Source organism: Pseudoalteromonas sp. P1-13-1a, assembly GCF_001401875.1.
In the GTDB taxonomy this organism is placed as follows: domain Bacteria; phylum Pseudomonadota; class Gammaproteobacteria; order Enterobacterales; family Alteromonadaceae; genus Pseudoalteromonas.
In genome coordinates this window covers 25,838-52,430 of record NZ_LKDV01000004.1, presented here as the reverse complement: position 1 = coordinate 52,430, position 26,593 = coordinate 25,838, and the positions used below count along the sequence as shown (strand labels likewise).

Genomic DNA, 26,593 nt, shown 5'->3' with positions numbered 1-26,593 from the left:
AAAGTATTAATTAAACAAACTAATCGTTGTAAAATTAACGATATAAAAAATGCTAATGGAGTAACAATGAACAAAAGTTTTATCACCAATTTGCTTGCGGTTTTGTGTGTCGTGATAGGCTACTTTTTTAACCAGGCCATTGTATTATCGGTGGGGTTATTTGCGCTATCTGGTGCTGTCACAAACTTATTGGCTGTTCATATGTTATTTGAAAAGGTCCCTTTGTTATATGGCTCGGGCGTTATTGCTCTAAAATTTGAAAGTTTTAAAGTGGCTATTCGTAATTTAATTTTGACTGAGTTTTTCTCAGAGCAAAAAATTAATAATCTACTTAACAAAGCACAACCTAATATCGACTTTGAAGGCATTATTACTAAGGTTGATTTAAACCCTGCGTTCGACAACCTACTGCACGTGATAGAGCAATCACAGTTTGGTAGCATGCTAGGTATGTTTGGCGGCACAGAGGCAATAGAGCCAATGCGAGAAAAGTTTATTGAAAAAATGCAGCTATCACTTGCGCAAATTAGCCAAACAGACGATTTTAAAGCGCTAGTAAACGATACGTTGTCGCAAGGCAATAGCGCACAAAGCTTACATGCTACGGTACTTAAATTAGTTGATGAGCGTTTAAATGAACTCACCCCTAAAATGGTTAAAGACATTATTCAAACGATGATACGTGAGCATTTAGGTTGGCTAGTTGTGTGGGGCGGTGTGTTTGGCGGTTTATTTGGCTTAATTGCGGCCATTATTTAATAAACTAAGCCTGCTTGCAAAGCAGACTTAGTTTTGTGTTAACACCATACTATTTTGGCCCTGTGATAATGACTTTTTCTGGGTTGTTCGACTTAGCTAAATCTTTAATTGATGTGCGCGTGCTGGTATCAATATTTAAATAATTAGCGCTTTTATCAAGGTTATATAAACTAACAAAGTCGCCCATTGATAAGTTATTACAGTGCAGTTTTTTGCTCATTACCGCTTTGCTTATATTTAAATCGCGTAACGCTTTACGCAAACTGTACGATTTATTCGCTGCAACAGCCATACAAGCCTGTGTACCTGGCGAAGAATCAGCCGCGATAAACTGCGTTGCTAATGCTGGTTTTGCGATTAATAAAGTTGCCCCTAGTACCATAGTTGTGCAAAAAGTCGCTTTTAACGTGTTCATAATTAGTCCTCATTGTTTGTGGTTCAGCTTTATTATTGAGCGATTTAAACTAAAAAGCTGTTAACCAAACGCAACAAGGTGTAAGCAGGTATGTTTAAAAATACACATTTAACCTAGGTGACTGAATTTAAGCCCTAATAAGTGTGTTTTTTGACACACTTAGGTAAAATTATTTTACAGCTACTGACATATTTTCTCAGCCTGCTATCATCGCCCCCAATATTTACGCGCTTAATTTTTAGGAGAACCAGTGAGCAAAACGTTAGCCAGCTATTACCAGCAAGCGTATGCCTGCGAGCACAAACATTTTAACCAATGTTTTTATTGTGGGTGCGAAGCCACAGAGCGCGACCATTGCCCGCCCCTGCACATGTTACAGAGCATTATTGATTTAGGCGAAGAGGCCGATTTTATATCAATTGCAGCATGTTACGAGTGCCATGCCTTATTACATAATGAAAGGCTAATGACAATAGATGAGCGCTTTACAAAACTTAAAAAAAAGCTCTCTAATAAGTATGCTAAAGCGCTGCGTGTTTATAACATGTGGGAAGAAAACGAATTAAGCGAAATGAGCGATGAATTTGCGCACAGCATTCAAGCGGGTATGAAATTAGGTAAAGAGGCATCTGAGCGTTTAGCATTTACAGGCTTTACATATGCCACCGAAGAAGCCCGTGTAACCGTACGCGAAAAAACCAAAGAGTTTGATGTAGAAGGCACCGTTTTTACCGACTTTAAAGAGGCATTAAATTACTGTATTAACGTGCTTAAAGTTCAAAAAAGTGATTTTTATAAAATACTGGTTGAGGATTATAATGGCGATTTTAACAGGGCGCTTAGCCAGTATCGTCATCGCCATAATAAAGTAACAACAGCAAGCGATGGCAATAGTTTAATTAAGGATTTTGCTAAGCAACATAAGCAAAATTCAGACTTTGTGACACGCACGGTTAAACACTTTATAAACAAAGATCCTTCCCTTACTACCGAAGCCGCGCTAGAAAAGTTGTATAACAATTATATAAAAAAATAATGACAGCCGTTTAACTCAATTAATCGCTTTTTTACCTGTTTTTTTAGCTTTATTACGCCGCTTTAGCTAAAGTAGCAAAAAAACAGGAGAACCTAACAACATGCAAAAATTTGCACCCTCATTGTTAGCAGTTGGTTTAGCTGCTGCGCTTGTTGGTTGCCAAGAAAACGGCCCGCAAGATGCAAAAATCACCATTAATAAAAACCCATACCCAAGCACTTACACACCGCTGGCAAGTAAAAGCACTTTAATTACCAATGCAACCGTACTTACCGGTACAGGCGAGCGTTTAAATGATGCTGATGTACTACTTGTTGATGGTAAAGTACAACAAGTAGGTAAAGACTTATCGGCCAATGCAGATATAATCATTGATGCACAGGGTAAATGGGTTACCCCAGGTATTATTGATGTACACTCTCACTTAGGTGCCTACCCAAGCCCATCAGTTGAGTCTCATCAAGATGGTAACGAAATGACCAGCCCAAATACTGCCGAGGTGTGGGTAGAGCATTCTGTATGGCCTCAAGATCCAGGCTTTAACCGCGCCCGCGAAGGTGGTATTACTTCACTACAAATTTTACCAGGTTCAGCTAACCTATTTGGCGGGCGTGGCGTAACACTCAAAAACATTCCTGCGCATACAATGCAAGCAATGAAATTTCCTGATGCACCTAATGGCTTAAAAATGGCCTGTGGTGAAAACCCAAAACGCGTATATGGCCGCCAAGGTACTTTACCTTCAACCCGTATGGGTAACATGGCCGGCTACAGAATGGCATGGGCAGAAGCACAAGAGTACAAACGTGCATGGGACAAGTACGACGCTGATTACGAAGCAGGCTTAAACCCACAAGCACCGGCTCGCGACATTAAGCACGATACACTAAAAGCGGTTATTGAAGGTGAAGTGTTAATTCATAATCATTGTTATAAAGCTGAAGAAATGGCAATGATGATCGATCTGTCAAAAGAATTTGGCTATCACGCAGGTACTTTCCATCACGGTGTAGAAGCTTATAAAATTGCAGATTTACTGGCTGAAAATGGTTCGTGTGCTGCACTTTGGCCAGATTGGTGGGGCTTTAAAATGGAAGCCTACGACATGGTTCAAGAAAACGTAGCTATTGTTGATGCGGTAAAAAATTCGTGCGCTATTGTGCACTCTGACTCAGACACCACTATTCAGCGCTTAAACCAAGAAGCGGGTAAAGTAATGTACCGTGCAAACGAAAATGGTTTTGATATTTCGGAGCAGCACGCAATTAAGTGGATCACTTCTAACGCGGCTAAATCATTGGGTATTGAAGATAAAACGGGTTCGCTTCAAGCAGGTAAGCAAGGCGATGTTGTTATTTGGAACCAAAACCCATTTAGCGTTTACGCAAAAGCTGAACAAGTATTTATTGATGGCGCAAAAGTTTACGATAGAAACGACAGCGCATTTCAGGCACAAAGTGATTTTATGTTAGGCCAACAATAAGGAGCCCAGAATGAAAAATTTATCACGTTCGTTTTCGCTATCTCTGGTTGCTGCCGGATTGTTAGCCTCAGCTACAGTGGATGCTCGCTCGCTTGCCATTGTGAATGCAACGCTTCATACCGCTACTGAGCAAGGTGTGCTAGAGAACGCAAGTATTATAATGGATAACGGTAAAATTACCGCTATTAACCCGCAACAAGTATATGCAGACCAAGTTATCGATGCTCAAGGCCGCATTGTTACGCCAGGGTTTATTGCCAGTATTAACCAACTTGGCTTAGTAGAAGTCAGCGCGGTTGCAGGCTCACGTGATGCTGGCGAAGAAAAAGCAGGTATTGATTTTGACGTAAGCCTTGCTTACAACGCTCACTCAAGCCTTATCCCTTATGCACGTAAAGGTGGTGTAACTCGCGATATTATTACCCCACATGGGGGCGATAGTATTTTTGCAGGCCTAGCAAGTGTTGTTGATTTAAGCGGAAATTTACAAAGCGATATACAAAAGCAAGCTGCTTTAGTGGTTTATTTGGGTGAGCGCAGCAAGGGGTCGCGCGCATTTACATTGCAAACCCTCATTAATAAGCTTGAAGAGCACCAAACAAAAGCAGCTAAAAAGCCTAAAAAAGACGACGACAGCAAGCCTAGCACTGAAGATAAAGTCATGCGTAAAGTACTTAGCGGCGATATGCCAATGGTAGTTGGCGTATCTCGTGCGGCCGATATTATTGAGCTCCTTAAAGTTAAAGCGCAATTTGGTATTAATTTAGTGCTCAATGGCGCACAAGATGCGGTTGTTGTTAAAGAGCAGATTGCTAAAGCGCAAGTACCCGTAATTATGAGTGCTATGGATAGCTTACCCTCAAGCTTTGACTCGCTACATGCCAGTTTAGATAACGCAGCCGTGCTAGAAAAAGCAGGGGTTAAGGTTATTTTAACCGTGGGCGGCGATGCCAGTCATAATATTTACCAACTTCGTTTTGATGCAGGCAATGCTGTTTCATATGGCATGAGCCAACAAGGCGCATTAAAGGCCGTTACATCTAATGTAGCAAGTGTGTTTAATATTAATGCTGGCAGTATTGAAGTTGGAAAAGCCGCTGATGTAGTGATGTGGAGCAATGACCCGTTTGAGTTAAGCAGTCATGTAAGTAAAATGATTATTAATGGTGAAGAAGTATCTACACAGTCTCGCCAAGATAAACTACGTGAGCGCTACACTACTGAGTCATCTATGCCGCGAGCTTATACAAAATAATTAAAATAGCTTTAATTGTTTACAGGCCGCTATTTTATAAATAGCGGATTTTTTATACAAAAGCCAGGCACAAAAAACCGCTTACTTTTTACGTAAGCGGTTTTTTAATTTAATCTAAAATTATACTAATTTAGATAAAATTTCGTTAAAGGTTGGGCTTGGGCGCATTGCTTTAAACGCTGCCTCATCATTTGGTTGGAAGTAACCACCAATATCCATTGAAGGACCTTGCGCATCGTTAAGCTCGTTTACGATTTGCTCTTTTTGCGTTTCTAAATCGTTGGCAATTTGTGTAAATTGCGCTTTAAGCTCACTGTCTTCGTCTTGCTTAGCCAGCTCTTGTGCCCAGAATAGAGATAAGAAGAAGTGAGAACCACGGTTATCAATTTCTTTTACTTTACGTGAAGGCGACTTGTTTTCAGCTAAGAACGTACCGGTTGCTTTATCTAGTGTGTCAGCAAGTACTTGGGCTTTTTTGTTGCCTGTATTCACACTTAGGTGCTCAAGCGAAGCCGCTAATGCTAAAAACTCGCCTAACGAATCCCAACGTAAGTGGTTTTCTTTTTCGAACTGTTGAACATGCTTAGGTGCTGAACCACCTGCACCAGTTTCAAATAAGCCACCGCCGTTCATAAGAGGTACAATTGAAAGCATTTTAGCACTAGTACCCAGCTCTAAAATTGGGAATAAATCTGTTAGGTAGTCACGTAATACGTTACCTGTTACAGAAATAGTGTCTTTACCTTCTTTAATACGCGCTAATGAGAATAAAGTTGCTTCAAGCGGCGCTAAAATTTGAATGTCTAGGCCATCTGTATCGTGATCTGGTAAGTATTTGTTTACCTTTTTAATAAGCTGAGCATCGTGAGCACGATTTTCATCTAACCAGAAAACAGCAGGTACGCCCGTTGCACGTGCACGGTTTACCGCAAGTTTAACCCAATCTTGGATTGGTGCGTCTTTAACCTGACACATTCTCCAAATATCGCCTTGCTCAACAGTGTGCTCAAGTAGCGTAGTGCCATTTGCATCAACAACACGGATTGAGCCATCCGCTTTTGCTTCAAACGTTTTATCGTGAGAACCGTATTCTTCTGCTTTTTGAGCCATTAAGCCTACGTTTGGAACGCTACCCATAGTGGTAGGATCAAATGCGCCATTTTCTTTACAAAAATCAATAGTCGCTTGGTAAACGCTTGAGTAGCTACGATCTGGGATCACAAAGCTAGTGTCTTGTAGTTTACCGTCGTTGTTCCACATTTGACCGCTTGAACGAATAGCAGCAGGCATAGATGCATCAATGATCACATCGCTTGGTACGTGTAAATTAGTAATACCACGGTCAGAGTCAACCATTGCAATGGCAGGACGATCAGCATAAACCGCTTGAATGTCTGCTTCAATTTCTTCGCGCTTAGCATCATCTAATGATTGAATTTTAGAATAAACGTCGCCTAAACCGTTATTTACATCAACACCTAGCTCTTCAAAAAGCTCGCCGTGTTTAGCAAATACGTCTTTGTAGAAAACTTTTACCGCGTGACCAAAAATAATAGGGTCAGATACTTTCATCATTGTCGCTTTCATGTGAAGCGAAAATAATACGCCTTTTTCTTTCGCGGCATCAATTTCTGCTGCTAAAAACGCTTGTAATTTAGCTGCGCTAATGCGTGACGCATCTATTACTTCGCCAGCGATTAGCGGAGTGCTTTGCTTAAGTACAGTTACTTCGCCATTAGTCGCTACGTGTTCAATACGTACATCAGTTGCTGCATCAACGGTTACTGATTGCTCAGAACCAAAGAAATCGCCTTCGCTCATGCTCGCAACGTATGATTGTGAATCTTTGCTCCACGCACCCATTGAATGCGGGTTATTACGTGCATATTCTTTAACAGAGCCAGGCGCACGACGATCTGAGTTACCTTCACGCAATACTGGGTTTACAGCGCTGCCTTTAATTTTGTCGTAAGTTGCTTTAATTTTAGCTTCTTCATCATTTTTAGGCTCAGCAGGGTATTCTGGTAGTGCGTAACCTTTTTCTTGAAGCTCTTTAATCACAGCGCGTAATTGCGGTACAGACGCACTGATATTTGGTAATTTGATGATGTTTGCTTCTGGTGTTTTTGCAAGTTCGCCAAGTTCTGCAAGCGCATCGCCAATGCGTTGCTCTTCAGTAAGGTAATCAGCGAAGTTTGCAATTACACGACCTGCTAATGAGATATCGCGAGTTTCAACTTCAACACCTGCCGCATTTGTATAGGCTTGGATAATTGGTAGCAACGAGTAGGTTGCTAGCGCCGGAGCTTCGTCCGTTTTAGTGTAGATAATTTTTGATGTCATCATCATTCCTAGATAGTAGGCCGCAGTGGCCGTATTCAACAATGCAAAGAAACTCATTAGCGCATGACTGCGTTAATAAGCAGTTTGTTAGGTGTCGGTACTCTTAATATGCCATAAGGCAGAATAGTCACACCTGACTAACTGATTTTTATAGGTTGCAAAGTACACGTATTTAGCAGCGTAAACGCATTAGCTAAAATGTAACCGCGTAATTTAGCAACAAGAGTGTAACAAGCTTGTTTAAAAAGGGCTAGGGCTTGCGCTTTTGTACAGCCTAAATTAGCAGGTAACTGTTATAACATTGGGGTATATAAAATAAAATCAAGGAAAAGGGTTGAATTTAGTGTGTATAGGAGCAATTTAGTAATAAGGAGAGTGTTGAATGGTAAGTGGGAAATTAAGCGAGGATCTAAATTAGGTCGCTCGCTTTAGTCGAACAAATTTTGTTCACTCTAAAATGTCGCCGTTAGGGGCTATGTTTTTAGCGTGTAAGCCCTTAGGGCCTTGTTCTAGCTCGAATGTTACATCTTGACCAGCTTTAAGTGTCTTATAACCGTCCATTACAATCGTTGAGTAATGAGCGAAAATATCATTCTCGCAGCCGTCTTCTACGATGAAACCAAAACCTTTGGCGTTGTTGAACCATTTGACTTTACCACAAGCCATACTTCTACATCCTTCTATAAGTTGACTAATTTAGTTATTCTAAACCGTATAATTTGCTAGACTGACTAAGGATTAATCAATCTACTTCTGACTGTAGTTTATTTGGCCAGTCAGTCAAGTGTTTTGTGTTATTTTTTTAACATTTAATTTATTTTTTATTCAAGTTTGCTTGAGTTCTAAAGACAAGACTATATTTAATTATGAGTGGTATGAAAGATTCAGGTGTCATAGACACAGTTCGCGATAGTGAAAAGCAAAAGCTGCAACCACCGCGAAAATACAAAGTTGTTTTAAATAACGACGACTACACGCCAATGGACTTTGTAATAGAAGTCCTGATGACGTTTTTCAATATGGATAGCGATAGAGCAACTGATGTGATGCTACAAGTTCACGAAAAAGGGAAGGGGATATGCGGTGTATTTAGCGCCGATGTAGCCCATACCAAAGCGGAACAAGTTAACCGTTATGCACGGGATAACGAGCATCCACTGCTTTGTAGTTGTGAGCAGGAATAAATACCAATTAGGTGATCAATCATCTCATTGTTGTGGTATAAAATAATTATCTCAGTAAGGGGTTGCCAATGCTAAACAAAGACTTAGAACTAACGTTAAACGCCGCGTTTCGTGAAGCGCGTACACGCCGCCATGAGTTTATGACGGTAGAACACCTTTTACTTGCGCTTTTAGATAATCCTTCAGCAGGCGAAGCGTTAAACGCCTGTGGGGTGGATATTTCAGGTTTAAAAACCGAGCTATTAGAATTTATAGACGAAACCACACCGGTTATTCCCGACTTAGAAGAAGAACGCGAAACCCAACCAACACTGGGCTTTCAGCGCGTGCTTCAGCGTGCAGTTTTTCATGTTCAATCATCAGGTAAAAACGAAGTGACGGGAGTAAACGTCCTTGTTGCTATTTTTTCTGAACAGGAAAGCCAAGCAGTTTATCTACTTAAGAAAAGTGATATTTCTCGCTTAGATATAGTGAATTTTATTTCTCATGGTATTTCTAAATCCGATGATGAGTTAGGTGATGACACTGACGATATTCATGAAGAAGTACAAGAGGTTCAAAACGAAGAAGCAAGTAAGTTAGATAGCTTTACCACTAACTTAAATGCGCAAGCTAAAGACGGCAACATAGACCCATTAGTAGGTCGCGACAGCGAAGTAGAGCGTACGGTGCAGGTTTTATGTCGCCGTAAAAAGAATAACCCATTGCTTGTTGGTGAAGCCGGCGTTGGTAAAACAGCCATTGCAGAGGGCCTTGCGTATCGTATTGTTAACGAGCAAGTGCCTGAAGTGATTGCCGATGCTGTTGTTTACTCGCTTGATATGGGCGCATTGCTTGCTGGCACTAAATACCGCGGCGACTTTGAAAAACGCTTTAAGAGCCTGTTAAAAGAGTTACAAGCTAAACCTAACTCAATATTATTTATTGATGAAATACACACTATTATTGGTGCAGGTGCTGCATCGGGTGGTGTTATGGATGCATCTAACTTACTTAAACCGCTACTTTCGAGCGGGCAGTTACGTTGTATGGGCTCAACCACTTACAATGAGTACAAAAATATTTTTGAAAAAGACCGTGCGTTAGTTCGCCGTTTCCAAAAAATTGATGTACTTGAACCGAGTGTGGCTGATACCACTAAAATTTTAAATGGTTTAAAAGAGCGTTATGAAGAACACCATGGCATTCGTTACACACAAAAAGCACTAAAAGCAGCTGCAGAGCTAAGTGCTAAATACATTAATGAGCGTCACTTACCTGATAAAGCCATTGATGTAATAGATGAAGCCGGTGCCAACCAACGTTTGCAGCCAAGCTCTAAGCGCAAAAAAACCATTGGTGTATCAGATATTGAATCGATTATTGCTAAAATGGCGCGTATCCCAGCTCAAAGCGTGTCATCGACCGATAAAGAAACGCTTAAAAATCTTGATCGTAATCTTAAAATGTTAGTGTTTGGGCAAGATCAGTCTATCGACGCGCTAACATCTGCGATTCGTTTATCTCGCTCGGGGCTTGCAAACGAAGACAAGCCAGTAGGCTCGTTCTTATTTGCTGGACCTACAGGTGTAGGTAAAACAGAGGTGACTAAACAGCTGGCTAAGTGTATGGGCGTAGAGTTTATTCGCTTTGATATGTCAGAGTACGTTGAGCGCCATGCAGTGAGCCGTCTAATTGGTGCGCCTCCTGGGTATGTTGGTTTTGAACAAGGTGGTTTACTCACCGAAGCTGTTATTAAAAACCCGCATGCAGTTGTATTATTGGATGAAATTGAAAAAGCGCATCCAGATATTTACAATATACTACTGCAAGTCATGGATCACGGTACGTTAACTGATAACAATGGTCGTAAAGCTGACTTTAGAAACGTCGTGGTGGTTATGACAACCAATGCCGGTGTGCAAGAAACAACACGCAAGTCGATTGGCTTTACCGAGCAAGATCATACGCACGATGCAATGAGTGAAATTAACAAGGTATTTTCACCTGAATTTAGAAACCGCTTAGATAATATTATTTGGTTTAACCACCTTGAAAAAGAGGTTATCTTGCAAGTGGTCGATAAATTTGTAGTTGAGCTGCAAGCTCAATTAGATAAGAAGTCAGTTAATCTTGAGCTGACCTCTAAGGCCCGAGAGTGGTTAGCAGATAAAGGCTACGATAAAGCAATGGGTGCACGTCCTATGGCACGTGTTATTCAAGATGAGCTTAAAAAGCCATTGGCTAACGAAATACTCTTTGGTGAACTGGTTGATGGCGGTACTGTTAAAGTATCTGTTAAAGATAAGAAAATTAACTTTGACTATGAAAGTAATTTAACACCCGCTTAAATCAGTGTATTTACTTATAATAACCATCCGCTAAATAGTAACTTAATTATGTGAATGGGTATATAAACTAGCCTGCGCCATACGCGTGGGCTTTTTTGTGCTTTTTAATAGGCAACAAAAAACCCAGCAAAAGCTGGGTTTTTTGTTTATTAAATGTAATTGCTAGTCAGCACCATCAATTACATTTAATAAACGCTTTAAGCTAGTTTACACTAGCCAAAAACTAAATCTCGTTTACGCACTTAGCGAGCACGGAATACGATACGTCCTTTCGATAAATCGTAAGGCGTCATTTCTACCGTTACTTTATCGCCGGTTAAAATACGGATGTAGTTTTTGCGCATTTTACCTGAAATATGAGCCACAACTACGTGACCATTTTCTAGCTCAACTCGGAACATTGTATTTGGTAAAGTATCAAGGACAGTCCCTTGCATTTCGATTACGTCTTCTTTCGCCATGTTTAGCGTAACACCTCTTTAATAGTTAAACGCTGCAGATTTTGCCCAAAATACGCCAATAAGTAAAGGCGCAGCGGGCATTTTTGCAAATTAAATAGCCAACCACTGGTCATTAACGTGTTTTTGCGCGGGTAAAAACTGAGTTTTGTATTTCATTTTGGTGCATTCATCGATTTGGTAGCCCAAATACACAAATTCTTTATTTTGTTGTTTGGCAAATTCGAGCTGCTGTAAAATCATCACAGTGCCTAAACTGTAGTGCTCAAAGTCGGGATCGAAAAACGTATAAATAGCTGAAACAGCATTATCCATACAATCGGTTACGGCTACTGCAACTAAAATGTCTTGGTGCCAAAGTTCAATAAACGTTATTTCTAGCCAGCTACAAAATAAAAAACTTTGAAATTGCTCTATATTAGGGGGGAACATAGTGCCATCGCTGTGACGTAATGAAATGTATTTACTATAAAGCGGGTAATATTCTTCGCGCTTAGCCTGAGTGTATTTAACTTCAAAGTGTGCTTTTACTTTATTGAGTTTTCGTTTTTGGGATTTTGACGGGTCAAACTCTTGAGCTAACACGCGTACAGAATTACAGGCACTACACGACGGGCAATGAGGTCGGTAAATTTGGTTACCGCTACGCCTAAAGCCGAGCGATAAAAGCATCTCAAATTTTTGCGTGCTGTAACAGGTAGGGTCAAGTATTACCAATAATTGTTCTTGCCTGTCAGGTAAATAGCTACAAGCAAACTCTTGGCTAAGGCCTACGCGAGAAGGTATGTGTTCACTCATAAATTGCTATTAACTCCTGTGGCTGCCACATCATCGGGTTGAGGCTGTAAGAATCTGCTAATTTAAGTCTAGTCAAAAATTCTGAGCGAGGGATCACTTTTGCACCTAAAGAGCTTAAATAGGGGTTTTCTAGTTGGCAGTCAATAAAATGTGCGTTATGTCGTTTTAACCAATTTACTAACGCCCACATGGCGAGTTTTGAGCAATTAGTTTGGTGATGAAACATCGACTCGCCACAAAAAATGCCATTTTGCATAATGCCATAAAGCCCACCGGCAAGTTCGCCGTTTTGCCATACCTCAACACTATGCGCAATATTAGCGTCATGTGCAGCAATATAAGCGCTTAACATCTCGTTTGTTATCCACGTGCCTTCGGTGTCTATTCGTTGCTCACAGCACGCTTCTATCACCTCAGCAAAGGCATTGTTAACAGTTACTTTGACAGGGTGCTTTTTTAAATGTTTACGCAAGCTTTTACTTATATGAAAGTCATTTAGCTCTACAATGCCACGCTCACTTGGTGACCACCACATAATGGGTTCACCTTCGCTGAACCACGGGAAAATACCCATTTTGTAGGCGTTACTTAATCGCTTTACAGATAAATCGCCGCCTATGGCAAGCAGGCCATCGGGGGAGGTGAGTGCATATTCGGGATTTGGAAATGCTATATCGGTTTCACTGAGTTGGTATAGCTGGTTTCTCATAGAGGGCTTAACTTATTAATTATCATAAAAGTGTAACTACATTTTAGGCATAAAAAAAGGCTGAATTATCAGCCTCTTTTAAAATATTTAACGTGATTACAGATTATCTAAGAAACGTTCAGCATCTAGGGCTGCCATACAACCTGTACCTGCAGATGTAATTGCTTGACGGTAAATGTGATCAGACACGTCACCTGCGGCAAATACGCCAGGTACGCTTGTTTGAGTAGCGTTACCGTTAAGGCCCGACTCAACAACTAAATAGCCGTCTTTCATCTCTAGTTGGCCTTCAAACATGTCGGTGTTTGGCTTATGGCCGATAGCAATAAACACACCAGCTAAATCAAGCTCCTCGGTAGCATCAGATTGTGTATCTTTAATGCGTACGCCAGTTACACCCATGTCATCGCCAAGTACTTCGTCTAGCGTACGGTTGTAGTGCATTACTACGTTACCATTTTGCGCTTTTTCGTTAAGGCGATCAGCAAGAATTTTTTCACTGCGGAAGCTATCTCGACGGTGAATAACGTGTACTTCATCGGCAATGTTAGATAAGTAAAGCGCTTCTTCTACTGCTGTGTTACCACCCCCTACAACGGCAACTTTACGCCCTTTATAGAAAAAACCATCACACGTAGCACATGCAGATACACCACGACCTTGAAAGTTAGTTTCAGACTCTAAGCCTAAGTATTTAGCCGACGCACCTGTGGCAATAATTAATGCATCACACGTGTAAGTACCTTGGTCGCCAGTAAGCGTGAAAGGGCGCTTAGACACATCGACTTTATTAATGTGGTCAAACACAATTTCCGTTTCAAAGCGCTCAGCGTGCTCTTTCATACGATCCATTAATGCAGGGCCTGTTAAACCATGCGCATCGCCTGGCCAGTTTTCAACTTCAGTTGTGGTCGTTAATTGGCCACCTTGTTGAATACCAGTAATTAAAACCGGGTTTAAATTTGCACGCGCTGCGTAAACCGCGGCAGTGTAACCCGCAGGGCCTGAGCCTAAAATTAGTAACTTAGAGTGTTTTGCTTCAGTCATGATCTTTTCCTAAACGTTTAATACTGAACTTAATGGCTTCGATTCTAAGAAAAACAAGGCACAAGTAAACAAATTATGTGAATATTTTTTTCTGACAAAATTAAAAGCTGTGCAATATTATGTACTGACCTTGCAGTAAATGATAAAAAAGCCTGCGTTGAGGTTAAAAAACAAACAGATGAGCAACAAAGCTTCGTTAATTCATGACCCGTTAGTATTTTTTTGATATGTTTTACTTAATTTTATTTGTCACTGATAGATTATGTGACCTTAGTGAATAGGCAACTATGTTATTTTGGCAGGAAAAACCCGCATTTGGGTTGACTTCAAAAGACGTTAACGTCTTAACCAACGCACAAGAGTACCGTACGCAATTGCTACGCTTAATTAGCAATGCAAAACAAAGAATCTACATTACGGCACTGTACTTACAAGATGATGAAGCAGGGCGTGAAATACTCGAAGCGCTGCATCGTGTGTCGTTGGCGAACCCCGACCTTGAAATAAAAGTGTTGGTTGATTTTCATCGTGCTCAACGTGGTCTTATTGGGGCAGCAAAATCAGACGGTAACGCAAGTTTATATTGTGACTATTTAGAAAAATTTAAATCAAACGTTCAAGTTTACGGTGTACCCGTTAAGGCAAAAGAGCTCTTTGGTGTATTACATTTAAAAGGCTTTGTGGTCGATAACACGCTTTTGTATAGCGGTGCTAGCTTAAATAATGTGTACTTACAATATAATGATCGCTACAGGCTGGACCGTTATTTTTTAGTTAATCAAGCAGCGCTGTGCGACTCTGTAATTGATTTTATTGAGTCTAAGCTTATTGCTTCTCAAGCCGTACCGCGTATTGATACACGCCCGCTTAAGCGCTTAATAGACTTTAAATTTGAACAAAAGCAATTAATGCGCGAGCTAAAGTCGGCCAGTTATGCAAACCCAACTACGCCCAATACCGACCCACTCGGTGTGCGTTTGTTTTTAGGTTTAGGGCGTCGTAATAATAGCCTTAACCGATTAATTAAAAATTTGTTTGATACCACAGAGCAAGAGCTTGTACTTTACACACCGTATTTTAATTTTCCGGCGCCGCTTATGCGCTCGCTTCGTAGATTATTAAAACAAGGTAAGCAGGTAACCATTGTCGTGGGTGATAAAACGGCGAACGATTTTTACCTGCCGCCAAATGAGCCGTTTAGTAAAATTGGTGCATTACCGTATTTATACGAAACCATTTTGCATAAATTTGTAAAATCGCAAAAGCGCCATATAGATAACGGCAATTTAAACGTGTACTTATGGAAGCACGATAGTAACTCGTTTCACTTAAAAGGTATTTGCGCAGACCGACAACGCCATTTATTAAGCGGCCACAATCTTAATCCGCGGGCGTGGGGGCTTGATATTGAAAACGGTATTTTAATTGAAGACCCACAGCAAAGTATTATGCAAGCCATAGATAACGAAAAGCAGGAAATTTTAAAACACTGCCGCCGTTTAACTGGTCCAAATGATTTAGAAACAGTAGAAGATTACCCACAACCGGTTAAAAAGCTACTTGGTCAAGCTAAACGCGTAAAAGTGGATTTTATAATTAAGCGTTTTATATAAATTACTTTATATAGTCGAAATTTAGATACAAAAAAAGCAGCTAATTAGCTGCTTTTTTATTGTTTGTAGTTAGGTAACTATTTTATTCAATAACACCTAACGACTAAACGCAAAATTACGCGTTTTCTACTGCAGTACGTGGATCAACATATTCCATGTTGAACGCTTCTGCTACTTCTTTATACGTTACTTGGCCTTTAATTACGTTTAAGCCTTTTAAGAAGTGCGCGTCATCAAGTAGTGCCTTTTTGTAACCTTTGTTTGCAAGGTTAATAATAAACGGTAATGTTGCATTATTAAGTGCAAAGGTAGAAGTGCGTGGTACTGCACCTGGCATGTTAGCTACACAGTAGTGCACAACGTCATCAACAATGTATGTTGGATCAGCGTGTGTAGTCGCTTTAGACGTTGCAATACAACCACCTTGGTCAATAGCAACATCCACAATTGCAGCGCCTGGCTTCATGGCTTTAATGTGTTCAGCTGTAACAAGTTTAGGTGCCGCTGCACCTGGGATTAGTACGCCACCAATTACTAAGTCAGCTTCTAGTACGTGTTTTTCAAGTGCATCGGCAGTTGAGTAAATCGCTTTAACTTTGTTACCAAATTGCGCGTCTAATGAACGTAATACATCGATGTTGCGATCAAGTACAACAACGTCTGCGCCCATGCCTACAGCCATTTGCGCCGCACTACGACCCACCATGCCGCCGCCAATAACAACAACTTTAGCTGCTTCAACGCCTGGTACGCCACCAAGTAGCATACCACGGCCGTGGTTAGATTTTTCAAGCGCTTGTGCACCGGCCTGAATAGACATACGACCAGCTACTTCACTCATTGGTGCAAGAAGCGGTAAGCCGCCACGTGCATCAGTCACTGTTTCGTAAGCAATACAAATCGATTTGCTTTTAACAAGGTCTTCAGTTTGCGGAAGATCAGGTGCAAGGTGAAGGTACGTAAATAAAATTTGGTCTTCGCGTAGCATTGCACGCTCAACAGCTTGTGGCTCTTTTACTTTTACGATCATGTCTGCTTTTGCAAAAACATCAGCTGCAGTGGCTAAAATTTCAGCGCCAGCTTGAGTGTAATCTTCGTTAGTAAAACCAATGCCCATACCTGCATCTGTTTCAACAATCACTTGGTGGCCGTGATTTACTAATTCACGAACACTCGCAGGAACCATACCTACACGGTATTCATGGTTTTTAATTTCTTTAGGTACACCAATAATCATAAAATTTGCCTTATTAAGAACGGATTAACATTTTTCACTATTATATTCATCATATGGCAGTGTGTCTCACCTTTTTTAAAAGGGTAACCAGTGTTATTATCTAAATAATAAAAATAAACAGAATATTAAACTAGTTGGGTGTATGCATCAGTTATTAGATAGAATTGACCGTAAAATTTTAATGGAATTACAGCACGATGGACGCCTTTCTAATGTAGAACTGGCCCGACGAGTTGGCCTAAGCGCCACGCCCTGTCTGGAGCGCGTAAAAAAGTTAGAACGTGAAGGCTACATACTTGGCTACAAAGCGGTGGTTGATCCAGCAAAGCTTGGCCAAGGCTTATCGGTGTATGTTGAGGTAACTATTACCAAAACATCGCCCGACGTATTTGATGAGTTTAGTGCGGCGGTTAAACAGCACGAAGAGATAATAGAGTGTCACTTGGTATCGGGTAATTTTGATTTTTTATTAAAAACCCGTGTAAACGATATGTCAGAATACCGCGGTGTACTAGGCGACATACTTTTAAAACTACCAAATGTGAGTGAAAGCCGCACCTATGTAGTAATGGAAGAAGTAAAAGGTGAAGACGGCGTAATTATTCGCCCTTACATTGCGTAAATTCAACCGCAAAAGATAAACACACTCTAATTTATAAAAACTTGTTCATAATCAGGCCATACATATTAAGATAAAGTGCATCAAATTGCATTTCCTGCTAAGGTATTTGATTGCAAGCAAGTGCCAATAGAACAATAAAGAGGGATAGGAAGTTATGCGCCTAAATGGTGTGCAAAGACTATTAGAAACAGGGCTGATCATCAGCACCTTTGCGGCAATATTCATTTTATGTGCTTTAATCAGCTTTGATCCTGCAGACCCCGCGTGGTCGCAAACGGGTGAATTTAGAAACGTAAAAAATATTACAGGCACTGCTGGTGCTTGGGTGGCCGATATACTATTACTTTCATTTGGCTGGCTTGCTTATTTAGTGCCGGCCGCTATTCAGCTGTTTGGCTATTTACTGTTTAAGCAACCTCATCGTATTTTACAGCTCGATTACACCACACTTGCCTTGCGTGTTATTGGCTTTGCATTATTTATTACCTCGGCAACGGCAATTAGCAGCATTAACTTTGATGATATTTATAACTTTTCATCCGGTGGGGTAGTGGGCGATGTGATTGCATCGGCCATGATGCCAGCATTTAACTTTACCGGTACCTCTATTTTATTATTGTGCTTCTTTTTTGCTGGGCTTACTTTATTAACCGGCGTGTCATGGGTTGAATTTGTAGACTACCTTGGTGATTTAGTGGTTAGAGGCTACCGCTATGCTTTTAATTACGCCCAAGGTTGGATGCAACGAGAGCGCATTGCGGCAAGCCCTGTGCAGGCCGATGCCCAATTTAATGATGACGCTGATAATTATGAGCAAAGCGATACCATACACGAGCAATCACCAGAATTTGAACAAGCGCCTGCAAAAAGTAAAAAACCAGCTAAACAAAAAGCCATTACTAAAGAGCAGCCAACCTTTAGCGAGCCGCAAATTAGTGATGACTACAGCCCATTTGATGAGCTAGACGATATACTCGACCAAGAAATTGGCTTTAGCGCCATAGACGATGAGCCTATGGATACAGCGGCCGCGTTAAATGCACTAGATCAAAGCCAAGTTGTTGAGCCTGAAAAACCAGTTACCACGGTGGTATCGCCAGCAAGGCCAATGCCTAAGCCAAAACCTGCGTATCAGCCACCGCCAACAGCTAAAGAAAAGTTTGAAGAGTTACTTGATAAAGAGCCACCACCAGGGCCATTACCATCGCTTGATTTACTCGACAGACCCGACAAAGCAAAAAACCCGATATCACAAGAAGAGCTTGAAAGTGTATCGCGCCTTGTTGAAACAAAATTACTCGACTTTAACGTACAAGCCACTGTAGTAGGGGTATACCCAGGGCCAGTTGTAACACGTTTTGAGCTTGATTTAGCACCGGGTATTAAGGTGTCTAAAATTACGGGCTTATCAAAAGATTTAGCCCGTTCATTATCGGCAATTAGTGTACGTGTTGTAGAGGTTATACCTGGTAAAACGTACATAGGGATAGAGCTGCCTAATAAATACCGCGAAATCGTACGTTTATCTGAGGTCATTAACGCCCCTAAATTTGAGCAAAATCCATCGCCTCTAACCATGGTGTTAGGTAAAGATATTGCAGGGCAACCTGTGTGTGCCGATTTAGGTAAAATGCCCCATTTACTGGTAGCCGGTACCACAGGTTCAGGTAAGTCAGTGGGCGTTAATGTAATGATATTAAGCTTACTGTACAAATCGGGCCCAGATGATGTTCGTATGATCATGATTGACCCGAAAATGCTTGAGCTTTCGGTTTATGAAGGTATTCCGCACCTATTGTGTGAAGTTGTTACCGACATGAAAGAAGCCGCTAACGCGCTGCGTTGGTGTGTCGGTGAAATGGAGCGCCGTTATAAGTTAATGTCGGCGCTGGGCGTGCGTAACTTAAAAGGTTACAACCAAAAAGTGATGGAAGCCAAAGAGGCGGGTTACCCAATTCTTGACCCATTATTTAAAGACACCGACGGCATGAAAGAAGGCCCCGATGAGCTAGACAAACTACCAAGCATAGTGGTGGTTATTGACGAATTTGCCGACATGATGATGATTGTAGGTAAAAAAGTTGAAGAGCTAATTGCCCGTATTGCGCAAAAAGCACGTGCAGCAGGCATACATTTAGTACTGGCAACACAGCGCCCATCGGTAGATGTAATTACCGGCTTAATTAAAGCCAATATACCTACGCGTATGGCGTTTCAAGTGTCGAGCAAAATAGACTCGCGTACTATTTTGGACCAGCAAGGCGCTGAAAACCTATTAGGTATGGGTGACATGCTTTATTTACCGCCAGGCACAAGCGTACCAGAGCGTGTGCATGGCGCATTTGTTGACGACCATGAAGTACATGCGGTAGTTAACGATTGGAAAGCACGTGGTAAACCTAATTACATTGATGAAATTTTAAATGGTGATGCAACAGAAGATGTTTTATTACCAGGTGAAACCAGTGAAAACGCAGATGACGAGTCAGATCCGCTTTACGACGAAGCCGTAGCGTTTGTAATCGAAACTGGCAAAGTATCAGTATCGTCTGTACAACGTAAATTACGTGTTGGCTATAACCGCGCAGCACGACTAGTAGAGCAAATGGAAACATCGGGTATCGTGAGTTCCCCAGGCCATAACGGCGCTCGCGATGTATTAGTACCTAATGGAGCAAATTAATGAAAAAATTAAACAGTTTATTATTAGTGCTTGGTAGCTTAGTTGCCACGCCTAGCTTTGCTGACGACAGCCAAGCACTGCAAGACAAACTCGCCACACTTAAAAGTTTTAAAGCGCAGTTTTCACAAAACGTAACCGATTCGCAAGGCCAAGCAGTTATGCAAGGCGAGGGCACCATAGCCCTTAAACAGCCTATGATGATCCGCTGGCAGCAAACAAACCCAGACGATACCTTATTTGTATCAAATGGTGATAAAACCTATTACTTCGACAGCTTTGCTGAGCAAGTAACTATTATGGATACCCATAGCCTTATAGATTCAACGCCGTTTGTATTGCTTACCTCAAAAGATGCTGCACAATGGGAAAAATACAGTGTTCAAGCCACAGACTCTGGCTTTAGTGTAACACCAAATAAAGGCGTAGAGAGCCAAGTAGAGCAACTTGATATTACCTTTGCAGGTAACGAGCAAGGCCTTGCTAAATTAGTAGTGACAGATAACTCTGGTCAGCTTTCATCATTTAGTTTTAGCGATGCACAAGTAAATACCGCGCTTGATACAAGCACCTTTGAATTTACCCCGCCAGAGGGTGTAGAAATAGACGATCAGAGTAACGGTGAATAATTTAGGCTTTAATTTTGGGCCAGATGTACGCCCGCTTGCGGCGCGAATGCGCCCAACAACGCTTGACGAATACATAGGTCAGCAACATTTACTTAGTGACGATAAACCCTTGCACCAAGCCATTGTTGCAGGACGTTGCCACAGCTTAATTTTGTGGGGGCCGCCTGGAGTAGGTAAAACCACCCTTGCGCAAATTATTGCAAACCACGCCGATGCCGAACTTATACAAATGTCGGCTGTGACCGCAGGCGTAAAAGATATTCGCGACAGCGTAACGCAAGCCCACGATAACCTACAAAGCCGCGGGCAACGCACCTTAATGTTTGTTGACGAAGTACACCGTTTTAATAAATCGCAGCAAGATGCATTTTTACCTCACATAGAAGATGGTACCTTTATATTTGTAGGCGCAACAACCGAAAACCCCTCATTTGCACTTAACAACGCTATTTTGTCGCGCGCACGCGTGTATGTTTTAAAATCCTTGCAGGAAAGCGACTTATACACTGTGATAGAGCGCGCACTTAAGCAAGATGAGCAACTAAACCAAAAAAACATTGTTATTGCCGATAACGCCAAACAGGCGCTTTGCCAAGCAAGCGGCGGCGATGCCCGTAAAGTATTAAACTTACTTGAGCAAGCGGTTGATTTAACGAGTGAGCAAAACGGCACATACAACGTAGATGAGCACGTATTAAGCCAAGTACTGCCAACCCATTTAGCTAAATACGATAAAGGCGGCGATGAATTTTACGATTTAATATCGGCTTTTCATAAATCAGTACGAGGTAGCTCCCCCGATGGTGCGCTGTATTGGTATTGCCGTATTTTAGCCGGCGGCGGCGACCCACTTTATGTAGCACGGCGTTTACTTGCCATTGCCACAGAAGACATAGGGAACGCCGACCCTCGCGCAATGGAAGTGGCGTTAAACGCATGGGATATATTTCAGCGTGTGGGCCCAAGTGAGGGCGAGCGCGCCATTGCACAAGCTACCTTATATTTAGCCAGCGCACCTAAAAGTAATGCCGTTTATATGGCGTTTAACCAAGCAAAGGCAGATGCCAAAAATGAGCCAAGTTACCCAGTGCCTGAGCATTTACGAAACGCGCCCACCAACCTAATGAAAGACTTAGGCTATGGCGCTGAGTATCGCTACGCACACAACGAAGAGGGCGCTTTTGCTGCAGGTGAAAAGTACTTACCGCCAGAAATTCAAGACAAACAGTATTATACACCGAGCGATCGCGGCCTTGAGCAAAAAATTAAGCAAAAGCTTGATTACCTAAAAGATCGCGACGCGCAAAGCCCACTTAAACGATACGAAAATGATTAAACTTTATATGATGATCGCCCTTGGCGGCGCCTCAGGAGCCTGTTTACGATTTTTTATTAGCGAAACCATGCTAAAACTCCTTGGTAGGGGATTCCCTTTTGGCACGTTGACGGTTAATATTCTGGGTTCATTGTTAATGGGCATTTTGTACGGTTTGATAGAGAAAGAAATTATCGCCACAAGCCCCGCTAAAACCCTTATTGGTATTGGCTTTTTAGGTGCGTTAACCACCTTTTCAACATTCTCAATGGACTCGTTGTTGTTATTACAACAAGGTCACTTTATTAAAATGGCCCTCAATATCATCTTAAATGTGATGATCTGTATTTTTATGGCTTGGCTGGGCCTTCAGCTGGTAATGCAAAAAGGTTAAAAAACTAACATGTTAGATTCTAAATATTTACGACAAGACGTTGAGCAAACTGCAGCACGCTTAGCGGCTCGTGGCTACGAGCTTGATGTTGCAAAAGTGACAGAACTTGAAGAACAACGCAAAACATTACAAGTAAAAACGCAAGAGCTTCAAAGTCAACGTAACGCCAGTGCTAAAGCCATTGGCCAAGCAAAAGCAAAAGGTGAAGACGCACAACCACTACTAGATGCAGTGGCAAATTTAGGCAGCGAATTAGACGCAACTAAAAAAGCGCAAGACGAAGTACTCAACGCTATTAACGACATTGCTTTAGCAATTCCAAACTTGCCAGACGAATCAGTACCAGAGGGCGCTGATGAAGACGACAACGTTGAAATACTTACTTGGGGCACGCCTAAAAAGTACGACTTTGAAGTAAAAGATCACGTAGACGTAGGCCAAGACCTAAACGGCCTAGACTTTGAAATGGGCGTTAAAATTAGTGGCGCACGTTTTACAGTAATGCGTGGCCAAGTAGCGCGTATGCACCGTGCACTTACGCAATACATGCTAGACACCCACACAGATAAAAACGGCTATACAGAAATGTATGTACCGTACTTAGTAAATAGCGCAAGCCTATACGGCACAAGCCAATTACCTAAGTTTGCAGGCGACTTATTCCATACATTAGGCCTAGTAAACGACGACGGCGAACAACAAGCTGGCTTTAGCTTAATCCCAACAGCAGAAGTACCGCTTACTAATAGCGCACGCGACGAAATTTACGAAGAAAGCGATTTACCGATTCGCTTAACTGCGCACACACCGTGTTTTAGAAGTGAAGCGGGCAGCTACGGTCGCGATACACGGGGCTTAATTCGCCAGCACCAGTTTGATAAAGTTGAGCTAGTACAACTAGTAAAACCAGAAGATTCAATGCAAGCGCTTGAAGAGCTAACCGGCCACGCAGAGCAAATTTTACAAGCACTAGAACTACCATACCGTAAAGTCATTTTATGTATGGGCGACATGGGCTTTGGCGCAGCCAAAACATACGACTTAGAAGTATGGTTACCGGCGCAAGATACCTACCGCGAAATTTCGTCTTGTTCAAACATGGTCGATTTCCAAGCGCGCCGTATGCAAGCACGTTTTCGCCGTGAAGGTGCTAAAAAACCAGAGTTACTCCATACACTAAACGGTTCAGGTTTAGCGGTTGGTCGCACACTAGTCGCCATACTAGAAAACTACCAACAAGCCGATGGTTCAGTAGTAGTACCAGAAGTATTACGCCCATACATGGGTGGGCTTGAAGTGATTGGTAAAGCTTAAAATACAAGCTGTCAGTTTTTAGCTATCAGCTTTAAGTAGAAAAGCCGCTGTTTTAACGAACAGCGGCTTTTTTGTGGGTAAAAAGTTAAAGGTAAAAGGTTCAAGGCGAAAGAAAAGTTTAAGTTTTGTTGTTTATTAGTGTATTACTCTTTTGTCCGATATTACTGATCTCTACCATTTTGGTGTTTTTCTACATCAAGTAAATTTATATAAGAGCTAACTAATTGTTTACATGTGCTTATTCGCTGGTTACATTAGATGCTTCGTAATATTTGGACATTTGTCGGTTTATAAAGCGACAAATGTCGGATACAAAGTTGTTATGCGTCACTTTAAATTGCTGTCTTTAAAACGGTTTTTACTTCAAGTCTTTCCATCAAATCAGCTTTTAGGTACAGTGGCGTAATCAAATTTTAAGTTGGTCTTGGCTTTTCTTTTTTCAATTTAAGCTGTGACCAGAATCATCATTCACCAGTCGAACGTTTCTTTGCAATTTTTGGTTTGGTGACTGTTTTTTTTAAATAAAAGTTTAGCTAGCTAGTGCAGGCGCAAGCGCTTTGGAGGTGGTGTGTCAACGCATAACAAGCAATTAAACAGGGATAAAAAACTTGCGGGCTATTCGCTTCGCTCAATTTTAGCCCACAATTTTTTACCCGTTAATCGGGCGTTGGTATGACTCCCATTGTCAAGTTAAACACACTGATCCTTGCTTAACTTTTTAAGCCATAATTACTTCAGCTCGAATTAGAGCGAGTTAATACATAGGATGAAGCAAGTAATGTCGTCGGTTATCTTGCTGATATTCGTTGGTTATTACTATCTCTAGTAACAGAGTAGACCTTACTTATTGCGTCCTGTGGCGGTCACCGATGGCACCTGTCTTCAGTCTATGTTCGTGGTTCAATGCAGCGTTAACTGCATTGCCATCCTAACGCCGTCGGTGGTTGTGCCACACCCGATGCTTGATCCTATGCATTAACTCTAATTCGTTTATCATGCAGGTACTCTTGCCAATCTAAGTTTTGTATTTACTGGCGTTAGCACCACTTCTTTTGCAATTGCCCATATGTATGCAATCATTTCTCGAGCAATGGCGGTGACAACCAGGTTGTAATGTTTCCCTTTGGCTATCATTTTTTTATAGCGCTTGCAGAGCCTAAGTTGTGCTTTCCACGCAATATCAATAATGTCCTTTGGTAAACCTTCTTGTCGTTTTTGCATATCTGTTGATATATTTGCTGCATATCGATAAGTGTGTGCACCTTCAACAAGAAGGCGTCTTGCTCGGCCGTTCCCGCATTTTGTGATGGCGCCAATATGGCGTTTGCCACCACTCGAGTGTTCACTAGGTACAAGACCAAGATAACTCATTAATTTGCGGGGGTGGTCGAAGCGCGATAAATCGCCAAGCTCAGCAACAACGCCGGTGGCGACTAACAAACGAACACCACGCATAGCTTGTATTGCTTTTACTTCAGGATAATAGCGCCATTGATGGACGTGATGTGTTAGCTCATTGTCTAGCCGCTCAAGTCGGCTTATTCGTTCAGTAATTGTGTGTAAAAACTCTTGTAAGACGATGTGCTGCGCGGGATGTGGCAACACAAGCTCAGTGAGCCAACGTAAATGTTTTTGTGACCAATTTGCGGTGCCTTTATAATTAATATTATTGCGAAGCAGCAACGCTTTTAACTGATATTTAGCATCTTTTAAATCCTTCATGGCTACTTCGCGTGCACGAGATAAATCGCGTACAGCTTCATCTTCAGGCTCGGGGACATAAATAGGTGTTAAATCTTCAGACTTAAGTAATTTAGCAAGCTTAAGGGCATCACGTTTATCGGTTTTAATCTTCTCACCTGGCTTTTTAGGAATAAGAGAGGGTGCAACCACATAACAGCAATGGCCAAGGCTGGTAATTAATCGGTAAATCCAATAACCACAAGGGCCTGCTTCATAGACAAAGTGTAGCGTTGCGCCAGGGTATTTGGATTCAAACTGACGAACAAGCTTTTGAACGGCCACTTTGGAAGAAGAAATTCGGCCAAGATGAACGGGTTGCGCGCCTCTATGTTCTTCAATATAGGCGACTTCATTGAATTCTTTATGTGTATCAAGTCCGATAAAAAGTATGCTATGTTTGTTCATGTTAGCCTCTGCTATTTAGTTATTTGACAAACTAATTATGGCTCTGGCTTTGAATTAAGCTAACCCACGAAAAGCGGAGGCTAACACCGTGTGGGAGTCATTATGTCTACATGTCTTAGGGGAACTGATGAAATTTTTAGTTGCATCGTTACTAATATTTATCCTTGTTGGCTGTGCTTCGAAGCCAACCAAAGAAGTGGAAGCCATTAATAATTCTGAGATCCCACAAACCTGTGAAGGCGCAATTAAGAAAGTGGCTGAAAGCCTCGATGACGATAGCATCAAGACTCTCAAGGAAACGAAAAAGGAAGATTTGATTATGTTTCATATGTCCTGGGGCATGGGGATAAGAAATAGCTATGGCTTGTGGTCGGAAAACTCCCCAATCAGAAAATCTTGCGCTAAATCGATTGGAGAGCAAGACATGCACCCCGACAATGCATCTGGGATAATCATGGACGGAGTTTGGGAGATTATTAATGGCGCCAACATGTAACAAGCAGCTCAAATACGCAGGCTTCGCCTGCCGGACGCTCGCAAGCTCGCGCCGTTTAGCTGAGCGTTGGTATGCCTAAATGAAGGCTAGAAGGAACTATATATGTCAATGACACTTTATGTCATCTTAACGTTGAGCGACGTGCCCAACACTACTGCATTAAATGAGAAAGCTGCAAGATTGAAGACCCCCTTGGAATTCTCAGAAAATATAGACTTAAGAACTCATAGTGGTTTCTTAGCAACTATAAATAAACTAGACACCTATAAATAAACTAGACACCCATCTTAATTTTGCAGTTTAGCAAGCGTAGTACTAGGCTTTTGTC

The 26,593-nt window shown here is 41.6% G+C and carries 23 protein-coding genes; 14 read left to right on the top strand and 9 right to left on the bottom strand.

The genetic code is table 11. The annotated features are described in order from the left end of the window. Positions 1-66: 66 nt before the first annotated feature. A complete protein-coding gene (locus AN391_RS04715) occupies positions 67-759 on the top strand; it encodes a hypothetical protein (protein WP_055014321.1) in 693 nt (230 codons plus the stop codon). A gap of 49 nt (positions 760-808) precedes the next feature. Here AN391_RS04715 and AN391_RS04710 read toward each other — a convergent pair whose 3' ends face one another. Further along, complete coding sequence (locus AN391_RS04710) at positions 809-1,174, bottom strand: DUF3718 domain-containing protein (RefSeq protein ID WP_055014320.1); 366 nt, start codon at positions 1,172-1,174, stop codon at positions 809-811. Between the two features lie 250 nt (positions 1,175-1,424). On the opposite strand from AN391_RS04710, the gene AN391_RS04705 reads away from it, so the two are divergent. From AN391_RS04705 to AN391_RS04695, 3 genes are all read left to right on the top strand, one after another. Continuing rightward, complete coding sequence (locus tag AN391_RS04705; protein ID WP_055014319.1) at positions 1,425-2,210, top strand: hypothetical protein; 786 nt, start codon at positions 1,425-1,427, stop codon at positions 2,208-2,210. 100 nt (positions 2,211-2,310) lie between these two features. Beyond that, complete coding sequence (locus tag AN391_RS04700) at positions 2,311-3,693, top strand: amidohydrolase (RefSeq protein ID WP_055014318.1); 1,383 nt, start codon at positions 2,311-2,313, stop codon at positions 3,691-3,693. Positions 3,694-3,703: 10 nt separating this feature from the next. Further along, on the top strand, positions 3,704-4,948 hold the full coding sequence (locus AN391_RS04695; RefSeq protein ID WP_055014317.1) for an amidohydrolase family protein: 1,245 nt from the start codon (positions 3,704-3,706) through the stop codon (positions 4,946-4,948). 120 nt (positions 4,949-5,068) lie between these two features. On the opposite strand, the gene AN391_RS04690 is transcribed toward AN391_RS04695, so the two are convergent. Beyond that, a complete protein-coding gene (locus AN391_RS04690; RefSeq protein ID WP_055014316.1) occupies positions 5,069-7,291 on the bottom strand; it encodes an NADP-dependent isocitrate dehydrogenase in 2,223 nt (740 codons plus the stop codon). 447 nt (positions 7,292-7,738) lie between these two features. Then, a complete protein-coding gene (gene cspD / locus AN391_RS04685; protein WP_004586755.1) occupies positions 7,739-7,957 on the bottom strand; it encodes a cold shock domain-containing protein CspD in 219 nt (72 codons plus the stop codon). A 209-nt stretch (positions 7,958-8,166) separates the two neighbouring features. Here cspD and clpS point away from each other — a divergent pair, with 209 nt between their 5' ends. Together clpS and clpA are read left to right on the top strand one after the other, a co-directional pair. Further along, positions 8,167-8,475, top strand: coding sequence for an ATP-dependent Clp protease adapter ClpS (gene clpS, locus AN391_RS04680; protein WP_004586754.1), 309 nt, complete (start codon positions 8,167-8,169; stop codon positions 8,473-8,475). A gap of 68 nt (positions 8,476-8,543) precedes the next feature. Further along, the gene (gene clpA / locus AN391_RS04675) at positions 8,544-10,805 is read left to right on the top strand and encodes an ATP-dependent Clp protease ATP-binding subunit ClpA (RefSeq protein ID WP_055014315.1); all 2,262 of its coding nucleotides are present in this window, start codon (positions 8,544-8,546) and stop codon (positions 10,803-10,805) included. A 242-nt stretch (positions 10,806-11,047) separates the two neighbouring features. Here clpA and infA read toward each other — a convergent pair whose 3' ends face one another. The 4 genes from infA to trxB all read right to left on the bottom strand — a co-directional run bounded on the left by infA (position 11,048) and on the right by trxB (position 13,817). Continuing rightward, complete coding sequence (gene infA, locus AN391_RS04670) at positions 11,048-11,266, bottom strand: translation initiation factor IF-1 (protein WP_002962494.1); 219 nt, start codon at positions 11,264-11,266, stop codon at positions 11,048-11,050. Positions 11,267-11,356: 90 nt separating this feature from the next. Then, a complete protein-coding gene (locus AN391_RS04665; protein WP_055014314.1) occupies positions 11,357-12,061 on the bottom strand; it encodes an arginyltransferase in 705 nt (234 codons plus the stop codon). Further along, the gene (gene aat, locus AN391_RS04660) at positions 12,054-12,770 is read right to left on the bottom strand and encodes a leucyl/phenylalanyl-tRNA--protein transferase (RefSeq protein WP_055014313.1); all 717 of its coding nucleotides are present in this window, start codon (positions 12,768-12,770) and stop codon (positions 12,054-12,056) included. Before aat ends, AN391_RS04665 begins: the two co-directional genes overlap by 8 nt. Positions 12,771-12,866: 96 nt before the next feature. Further along, a complete protein-coding gene (gene trxB, locus AN391_RS04655) occupies positions 12,867-13,817 on the bottom strand; it encodes a thioredoxin-disulfide reductase (protein ID WP_024033489.1) in 951 nt (316 codons plus the stop codon). Positions 13,818-14,104: 287 nt separating this feature from the next. Here trxB and pssA point away from each other — a divergent pair, with 287 nt between their 5' ends. Beyond that, positions 14,105-15,430, top strand: coding sequence for a CDP-diacylglycerol--serine O-phosphatidyltransferase (gene pssA, locus AN391_RS04650; RefSeq protein WP_055014312.1), 1,326 nt, complete (start codon positions 14,105-14,107; stop codon positions 15,428-15,430). Positions 15,431-15,545: 115 nt separating this feature from the next. On the opposite strand, the gene ald is transcribed toward pssA, so the two are convergent. Continuing rightward, positions 15,546-16,667: an alanine dehydrogenase gene (gene ald, locus AN391_RS04645; RefSeq protein ID WP_055014311.1), complete on the bottom strand. Its 1,122-nt coding sequence runs from the start codon at positions 16,665-16,667 to the stop codon at positions 15,546-15,548. Between the two features lie 142 nt (positions 16,668-16,809). On the opposite strand from ald, the gene lrp reads away from it, so the two are divergent. From lrp to serS, 6 genes are all read left to right on the top strand, one after another. After that, entirely contained in the window at positions 16,810-17,289 is a 480-nt protein-coding gene (gene lrp / locus AN391_RS04640) for a leucine-responsive transcriptional regulator Lrp (RefSeq protein WP_004586747.1), read from the top strand. A 154-nt stretch (positions 17,290-17,443) separates the two neighbouring features. After that, positions 17,444-19,972, top strand: a complete 2,529-nt coding sequence (locus AN391_RS04635; RefSeq protein WP_055014310.1) for a DNA translocase FtsK — start codon at positions 17,444-17,446, stop codon at positions 19,970-19,972. Further along, positions 19,972-20,598 carry an outer membrane lipoprotein chaperone LolA gene (gene lolA / locus AN391_RS04630; protein ID WP_055014309.1) on the top strand — a complete coding sequence of 209 codons (627 nt, stop codon included), beginning with the start codon at positions 19,972-19,974 and terminating at the stop codon, positions 20,596-20,598. Before AN391_RS04635 ends, lolA begins: the two co-directional genes overlap by 1 nt. Beyond that, a complete protein-coding gene (locus AN391_RS04625) occupies positions 20,591-21,934 on the top strand; it encodes a replication-associated recombination protein A (protein WP_055014308.1) in 1,344 nt (447 codons plus the stop codon). The genes lolA and AN391_RS04625 overlap by 8 nt, the downstream gene beginning before the upstream one ends. Then, complete coding sequence (gene crcB / locus AN391_RS04620) at positions 21,927-22,307, top strand: fluoride efflux transporter CrcB (RefSeq protein ID WP_004586743.1); 381 nt, start codon at positions 21,927-21,929, stop codon at positions 22,305-22,307. The genes AN391_RS04625 and crcB overlap by 8 nt, the downstream gene beginning before the upstream one ends. 9 nt (positions 22,308-22,316) lie before the next feature. Beyond that, the gene (gene serS / locus AN391_RS04615) at positions 22,317-23,621 is read left to right on the top strand and encodes a serine--tRNA ligase (RefSeq protein ID WP_055014307.1); all 1,305 of its coding nucleotides are present in this window, start codon (positions 22,317-22,319) and stop codon (positions 23,619-23,621) included. A gap of 993 nt (positions 23,622-24,614) precedes the next feature. On the opposite strand, the gene AN391_RS04610 is transcribed toward serS, so the two are convergent. After that, the gene (locus tag AN391_RS04610; protein WP_055014306.1) at positions 24,615-25,769 is read right to left on the bottom strand and encodes an IS110 family transposase; all 1,155 of its coding nucleotides are present in this window, start codon (positions 25,767-25,769) and stop codon (positions 24,615-24,617) included. 127 nt (positions 25,770-25,896) lie between these two features. Between AN391_RS04610 and AN391_RS04605 the strand changes: the two genes are divergently transcribed. Then, positions 25,897-26,265: a DUF6794 domain-containing protein gene (locus AN391_RS04605; protein WP_055014305.1), complete on the top strand. Its 369-nt coding sequence runs from the start codon at positions 25,897-25,899 to the stop codon at positions 26,263-26,265. The last annotated feature ends 328 nt before the right edge of the window (positions 26,266-26,593 follow it).

Excerpts from the sequence above, each read along its gene's own strand:
- AN391_RS04695 (WP_055014317.1), top strand. The coding sequence starts at position 3,704 with ATGAAAAATTTATCACGTTCGTTTTCGCTATCTCTGGTTGCTGCCGGA.
- AN391_RS04710 (WP_055014320.1), bottom strand. The coding sequence starts at position 1,174 with ATGAACACGTTAAAAGCGACTTTTTGCACAACTATGGTACTAGGGGCA.
- AN391_RS04665 (WP_055014314.1), bottom strand. The coding sequence starts at position 12,061 with ATGAGTGAACACATACCTTCTCGCGTAGGCCTTAGCCAAGAGTTTGCT.
- ald (WP_055014311.1), bottom strand. The coding sequence starts at position 16,667 with ATGATTATTGGTGTACCTAAAGAAATTAAAAACCATGAATACCGTGTA.
- pssA (WP_055014312.1), top strand. The coding sequence starts at position 14,105 with ATGTTATTTTGGCAGGAAAAACCCGCATTTGGGTTGACTTCAAAAGAC.
- cspD (WP_004586755.1), bottom strand. The coding sequence starts at position 7,957 with ATGGCTTGTGGTAAAGTCAAATGGTTCAACAACGCCAAAGGTTTTGGT.
- serS (WP_055014307.1), top strand. The coding sequence starts at position 22,317 with ATGTTAGATTCTAAATATTTACGACAAGACGTTGAGCAAACTGCAGCA.
- infA (WP_002962494.1), bottom strand. The coding sequence starts at position 11,266 with ATGGCGAAAGAAGACGTAATCGAAATGCAAGGGACTGTCCTTGATACT.
- AN391_RS04700 (WP_055014318.1), top strand. The coding sequence starts at position 2,311 with ATGCAAAAATTTGCACCCTCATTGTTAGCAGTTGGTTTAGCTGCTGCG.
- AN391_RS04690 (WP_055014316.1), bottom strand. The coding sequence starts at position 7,291 with ATGACATCAAAAATTATCTACACTAAAACGGACGAAGCTCCGGCGCTA.
- aat (WP_055014313.1), bottom strand. The coding sequence starts at position 12,770 with ATGAGAAACCAGCTATACCAACTCAGTGAAACCGATATAGCATTTCCA.
- trxB (WP_024033489.1), bottom strand. The coding sequence starts at position 13,817 with ATGACTGAAGCAAAACACTCTAAGTTACTAATTTTAGGCTCAGGCCCT.
- clpS (WP_004586754.1), top strand. The coding sequence starts at position 8,167 with ATGAAAGATTCAGGTGTCATAGACACAGTTCGCGATAGTGAAAAGCAA.
- AN391_RS04605 (WP_055014305.1), top strand. The coding sequence starts at position 25,897 with ATGAAATTTTTAGTTGCATCGTTACTAATATTTATCCTTGTTGGCTGT.
- lrp (WP_004586747.1), top strand. The coding sequence starts at position 16,810 with ATGCATCAGTTATTAGATAGAATTGACCGTAAAATTTTAATGGAATTA.
- crcB (WP_004586743.1), top strand. The coding sequence starts at position 21,927 with ATGATTAAACTTTATATGATGATCGCCCTTGGCGGCGCCTCAGGAGCC.
- AN391_RS04635 (WP_055014310.1), top strand. The coding sequence starts at position 17,444 with ATGCGCCTAAATGGTGTGCAAAGACTATTAGAAACAGGGCTGATCATC.
- clpA (WP_055014315.1), top strand. The coding sequence starts at position 8,544 with ATGCTAAACAAAGACTTAGAACTAACGTTAAACGCCGCGTTTCGTGAA.
- AN391_RS04610 (WP_055014306.1), bottom strand. The coding sequence starts at position 25,769 with ATGAACAAACATAGCATACTTTTTATCGGACTTGATACACATAAAGAA.
- AN391_RS04715 (WP_055014321.1), top strand. The coding sequence starts at position 67 with ATGAACAAAAGTTTTATCACCAATTTGCTTGCGGTTTTGTGTGTCGTG.
- lolA (WP_055014309.1), top strand. The coding sequence starts at position 19,972 with ATGAAAAAATTAAACAGTTTATTATTAGTGCTTGGTAGCTTAGTTGCC.